The sequence below is a fragment of the Ruminococcus sp. CAG:330 genome (assembly GCF_000437175.1).
GTDB lineage: Bacteria > Bacillota > Clostridia > Oscillospirales > Ruminococcaceae > Ruminococcus_C.
In genome coordinates this window covers 37,548-43,132 of sequence record NZ_FR898079.1, presented here as the reverse complement: position 1 = coordinate 43,132, position 5,585 = coordinate 37,548, and the positions used below count along the sequence as shown (strand labels likewise).

The window sequence follows — 5,585 nt, the reverse complement described above, 5'->3', positions numbered from 1 at the left end:
CGGAGCAGCTGCTGCATCTGCTCCGGCTCCCGCAGCGGAGGAGAAGCCCCTCAGCGGCAAGATCATCAAGTCGCCCATCGTGGGCACATTCTACGCCTCTCCCTCTCCGGATCAGCCTCCCTTTGTACAGGTGGGCGACACCGTGAAAAAGGGCGATGTGATCATGATTATCGAATCCATGAAGCTGATGAATGAGGTGCAGAGCGATATGGACGGCACGGTTCAGGAGATTCTGGTGAAAAACGGCGAGGCGGTCGAGTATGACCAGCCGCTGATGATTCTTGCGTAAAGGAGTGCAGATATGGCAGAAGTATTGTTGAATCAGGAACAGATCAAGGAGATCATCCCCCACCGTGACCCGTTTCTCCTCATTGACGAGGTGCTGGAAATGGAGATCGGCAAGCGCATTGTGGCAAGAAAGTATATCAAGGCAGACGACTTCTGGTTCAAGGGACATTTTCCCGAAAAGCCGGTGACGCCGGGCGTGCTGATGATTGAAATGCTGGCACAGGCAGGCGCTGTCTGCATCCTGTCCCAGCCGGAATTCAAGGGCAAAATCGCCCTCTTTGCCGGAATCGACAAGGCAAAGTTCCGCCGTCAGGTGGTGCCGGGCGACGTGCTCGACCTCTCTGTGGAGATCATTGCACAGCGCGGCCCCATGGGCGTGGGCAAGGCAGAGGCAACCGTAGACGGCAAGCGTGCCGTTTCCTGCGAGATCAAATTTGCAGTAGAGCAGTGAGGCAAGCAACATGTGGAAAAAGGTTTTAATTGCAAACCGCGGTGAGATCGCTGTGCGGATCATCCGTGCCTGCCGTGAGGCGGGGCTGCAATGCGTCACGGTCTACTCCACCGCAGACCGCAATGCGCTGCACGCAGAGATTGCGGATGAATCCGTCTGCATCGGACCGCCCTCCGTACAGGAGAGCTACCTGAACAGAAACGCCCTCATCGCCGCCTGCCAGAACACCGGCGCTTCCGCACTGCATCCGGGCTTCGGCTTTTTGTCGGAGAGTGCGGAATTTGCACAGCTCTGCATCGACAACGGCATTACCTTCATCGGCCCGTCGCCGGAATCCATCGCCATGCTGGGCGACAAGGCGAGAGCCAAGGAGACCATGAAGGCTGCCGGCGTTCCGGTCATCCCCGGCTCGGACGGCGCTGTTTCCTCGGTGGAGGAGGCAAAGCGCATCGCCGCAGAGATCGGCTATCCGGTACTGGTCAAGGCATCCGCCGGCGGCGGCGGCAGAGGCATTCGCCGTGTCAACTCGCCGGAGGAGCTGGAAGAGCAGATGTCCGTGGCAAAGGAAGAGGCGAAGATGTTCTTCGGCAACGATGAGGTCTATCTGGAAAAACTCATCCTCGGACCCCATCACGTGGAGATCCAGATCATCGCCGACCAGATGGGCAACACCGTGGCACTGGGTGAGCGGGACTGCAGCATGCAGCGACGGAACCAGAAGGTGCTGGAGGAGAGTCCCAGTCCGCTGATGACACCGGAGCTGCGCAGCGCCATGCAGGAGGCAGCCGTCCGTGCTGCCAAGGCGTGCGGCTATTATAACGCCGGCACCATCGAATTTCTGGTGGACAGCGACCGCAACTTCTATTTCATGGAGATGAACACCCGCATTCAGGTGGAGCATCCTGTGACCGAGTGGGTCACGGGCGTGGATCTGGTGCAGACCCAGCTGCTGGTGGCACAGGGCAAGCCCCTGCCGTTCACCCAGAAGGACATCGAAGTCCGTGGCCACGCCATCGAGTGCCGCATCAACGCCGAGAATCCCGATCAGGACTTCCGGCCGTCCCCCGGCACCATCCGTTCCCTGCACATCCCCGGCGGCCCCGGCGTGCGGGTGGACAGCGCAGTCTATCAGGGCTATACCATCCCGCCCTACTACGACTCCATGATCGCAAAGCTCATCGTGCATGCGCCAACCCGCCATGAGGCGATCATGAAAATGCGCTGGGCTTTGGCGGAATTTATCGTGGACGGCATCGACTCCAACATCGACTTCCAGCTCCGGCTGATCAAGAACAAGGATTTCGAGGCCGGCAGCTACGACAACAGCTTTCTGGAGAAGTTCCTCCGGGATCAGAAAAATTCAGGAACGCCGCAGCGCTGACGGTGTGAACAGAGAGTAGGGTGAAACATACATGGCATTGGAAGATTTATTCAGAAACGTCACCAAGCGCTTCAACGACGACACAACCGCAGAACATGAGCCTATGTTCAAATGCCCCCGCTGCCAGCAGTCCGTGCCGGAGAGCCAGTTTCAGGAACAGGGCAAGGTCTGCCCCAACTGCAACTATCACGCACGGCTGACCGCAGCAGAGCGCCTGCGCATCACGGCGGACAAAAATTCCTTTGTGGAATACGATGCCGGCATGCACAGCGCCGACCCGCTGCACTTTCCGGACTATGCGCAGAAGATCGAGCGCTCCCAGACCCAGACCGGCATGCGGGACGCTGTCATTACCGGCGAGTGCACCATCAAGGGCTCCCGCACCGTCCTCATCATCATGGACTCCCATTTCATGATGGCATCCATGGGCAGCGTAGTGGGCGAAAAGATCACACGTGCCTTTGAAACCGCCACAGAAAAAGGGCTGCCGGTGGTCGCTTTCACCGCATCCGGCGGTGCACGGATGCAGGAGGGCATTCTCTCCCTCATGCAGATGGCAAAGACCTCCGGTGCCGTGGCCCGGCACAGCGAGGCCGGACTGCTGTACCTCACAGTAATGACAGATCCCACCACCGGCGGTGTCACCGCTTCGTTTGCATCGCTGGGGGACATCATTCTGGCAGAACCCAAGGTGCTCATCGGCTTCGCCGGACGGCGTGTCATCGAGGGCACCATCCGCCAGCGGCTTCCCGACAACTTCCAGCTGGCAGAATTTGTGCAGGAAAAGGGCTTTGTGGATATGATCGTGGAGCGGCGCACCATGCGCAGCACACTGTCCCACCTGCTGAAGCTGCACGGCTATGAACGGGAAAACGGCTAAGGAGGGGCAAGGATGGAACAAGAAACACAAAAGCTTTCCGCATGGGATCGGCAGCTGCTCATCCGGGACAAGAACCGTCCCACCGTGCGGGACTATATCCCACGAATTTTTACGGACTTCTATGAACTGCACGGCGACCGTGGCGTCGGCGACGATGGCGCACTCATCGGCGGTATCTGCCGGCTGAACGGCACACCGGTCACAGTTCTGGCGCAGGTCAAGGGACGCAACATCCGGGAGAACAAGGCGTCCAATTTCGCCATGCCCCATCCGGAGGGCTACCGCAAGGCGCTGCGTCTGGCGCATCAGGCGGAAAAATTCCACCGTCCTGTGATCTGTCTGATCGACACGCCCGGCGCATTCTGCGGCGTGGAGGCGGAAGAGCGTGGACAGGGCGAGGCGATCGCCCGCAACATTGCTGAATTTATGATGCTGCGGACACCGGTGATCTCGGTGGTGCTGGGCGAGGCCGGCAGCGGCGGTGCGCTGGCGCTGGGCGTCTGCGATGATCTGGCAATGCTGGAAAACGCCCTGTACTCGGTCATCTCCCCCAGAGGATGCGCTTCCATTCTGTGGAAGGATGCGTCCAGAGAACAGGATGCCTGCGAGGTACTCCAGATCACGGCGGAGGATATGGTGCGGTTTGGCGTTGCCGAAGCCATCATTCCGGAGCCGGAGGGCGGCGCACAAAACGATATCGACAAAATATCCGAAAATATTAAGGAATATTTGGTAAAAGCGATATCGGAAAAATCACAAAAAGATATTGACGTTTTACAAAAAGAACGGTATACTAAGTTTAGGAAAATCGGCGTGTTCCAGGAAGCCTGAGAACCGTACCCGTTCCGTACCGCACCGACCCGCAGCGCTGTGTCTGTCCGGGCGGCGGCAAGGCGAAAAAACAATCTCAGAAAAATCACAAAAAGATATTGACGTTTTGCCAAAAAGGCGGTATACTAGATGAAGGAAAATCGGCGTGTTCCGATTCCGTGCCGCACCGGCGCCGCAGAAATGCAGTCCGGTGACGGTTTGGGTGTCCCCGATGACGCCGCATCCCCACGGGGTGCAACATCAATTATTGGAGGAAAACGAAATGGCAAAAGAAGAAATTTTTGACAAGCTCAAGGAACTGGTTGTCGATCAGCTGGGTGTAGACGACGACGAAGTTACCACCGAAGCAACCATTCAGGAAGATCTGGGCGCAGATTCTCTGGATCTGGTAGATCTGGTAATGGCTGTGGAAGAGGAATTTGATGTGAAGATCGCAGACGAGGATCTGGAGGGCATCAAGACCGTTGGTGATATCGTAGACTATATCGCTGAGAACAAGGACTAAGTTCCGGAATTCCAGCAGGAACGGTTCAAGCCGGAGACAGTGATGTCTCCGGCTTTTTTCGTTTTTGGGACATATGAGGCATAACAAATCAGGCTCCCCTGAAAGGGGTGATTCCCCATAGAATGGGGAAATGTCACGAAGTGACAAAAGGGACCGCTCGGTAAGAGCTGGCAGTGCGCAGCACTGACTGAGGGGTCTTCTATTCGTATTGAGAACATTGTGAAAAGATTTCACAAAAGAACCTCTCCACCGCCTATCGGCGGTCCCCCTCCCCTTTCAGGGGAGGCTTTAGAAGATAAAAGCTGATTCGTGCTCACGGTTTTCCAAAAACATTGACTTTTCCTACAAAATGGGTTATAATAAATTGTGAGTGCACTGTCGCAGAAACCCGCTTTTTTCCCCGTTTCTGCGCATTCGAAAAAACACACAGAACGGACAGGTATTTCTATGAAAGTATGGAAGGAAATTTATGATTACCGGCAGATGATCTTTAGCCTTGTGAAAAAAGATCTGCGCGGCCGCTACAAAGGCTCTGTCCTCGGATTCCTCTGGACGTTTATCAATCCCCTGATGCAGCTGGTTGTCTACACCTTTGTGTTCACCTACATCATGAAGGCCGGCATTGACAAATACTACCTGTATCTGTTTGTGGCATTGGTGCCGTGGATCTTCTTCTCCTCCGCCATCACCGGCGGTTCCAGCTCCGTGGTCGCCCAAAAGGATCTGGTGAAAAAGATCTACTTCCCCAGAGAGGTCATCCCCATCTCCTACGTCACAAGCTGCTTTGTCAACATGCTGCTCTGCTTTTGCATCATCATCCCCGTCATGGTGGTGGCACGTGTTCCCATCAATCCGCTGGCGCTGCTCTGTCTGCCAGTCATCATGATCGTGGAGTATTTTCTGGCGCTGGGCATGGCAATGCTCGCCTCCGCCATTACGGTCTATTTCCGGGATCTGGAACACATTCTGGGCATCGTCACCATGATCTGGATGTACATGACTCCCATCTTCTACTCCATCGACATGATTCCGCAGAAGCTGCGCTTCATCTATCACATCAACCCCATGTCCTCCATCATCAGCTGCTACCGCTCCGTACTCTACAGCGGACAGGTGCCCAACCTCGCCAGCCTTCTGGAGGCAGTCGTACTGGGCGTGCTGTTTCTGATTCTGGGCATGCTGGTGTTCGGCAAACTGAAAAAGGGATTTGCGGAGGAATTGTAATTATGGCAGAAAACGAAAACGTCAT

General features: G+C 56.0%; 7 protein-coding genes. All 7 read left to right on the top strand.

Annotation, left to right across the window (positions count from 1 at the left end):
* Positions 1-289 (top strand): acetyl-CoA carboxylase biotin carboxyl carrier protein (gene accB / locus QZL66_RS09110; RefSeq protein WP_293602145.1); only part of this gene is annotated, 289 nt, incomplete at its 5' end.
* A 12-nt stretch (positions 290-301) separates the two neighbouring features.
* Positions 302-739, top strand: a complete 438-nt coding sequence (fabZ, locus tag QZL66_RS09105; protein ID WP_022411405.1) for a 3-hydroxyacyl-ACP dehydratase FabZ — start codon at positions 302-304, stop codon at positions 737-739.
* A gap of 10 nt (positions 740-749) precedes the next feature.
* A complete protein-coding gene (gene accC / locus QZL66_RS09100) occupies positions 750-2,120 on the top strand; it encodes an acetyl-CoA carboxylase biotin carboxylase subunit (RefSeq protein ID WP_022411404.1) in 1,371 nt (456 codons plus the stop codon).
* A 31-nt stretch (positions 2,121-2,151) separates the two neighbouring features.
* Positions 2,152-3,000, top strand: coding sequence for an acetyl-CoA carboxylase, carboxyltransferase subunit beta (accD, locus tag QZL66_RS09095; protein ID WP_022411403.1), 849 nt, complete (start codon positions 2,152-2,154; stop codon positions 2,998-3,000).
* Positions 3,001-3,012: 12 nt separating this feature from the next.
* Positions 3,013-3,831 (top strand): acetyl-CoA carboxylase carboxyltransferase subunit alpha, encoded by an 819-nt coding sequence (locus QZL66_RS09090; protein ID WP_022411402.1) that lies wholly within the window; start codon positions 3,013-3,015, stop codon positions 3,829-3,831.
* Positions 3,832-4,093: 262 nt separating this feature from the next.
* Positions 4,094-4,336, top strand: coding sequence for an acyl carrier protein (gene acpP, locus QZL66_RS09085; protein ID WP_022411401.1), 243 nt, complete (start codon positions 4,094-4,096; stop codon positions 4,334-4,336).
* Positions 4,337-4,783: 447 nt separating this feature from the next.
* Entirely contained in the window at positions 4,784-5,560 is a 777-nt protein-coding gene (locus QZL66_RS09080; protein ID WP_022411400.1) for an ABC transporter permease, read from the top strand.
* The last annotated feature ends 25 nt before the right edge of the window (positions 5,561-5,585 follow it).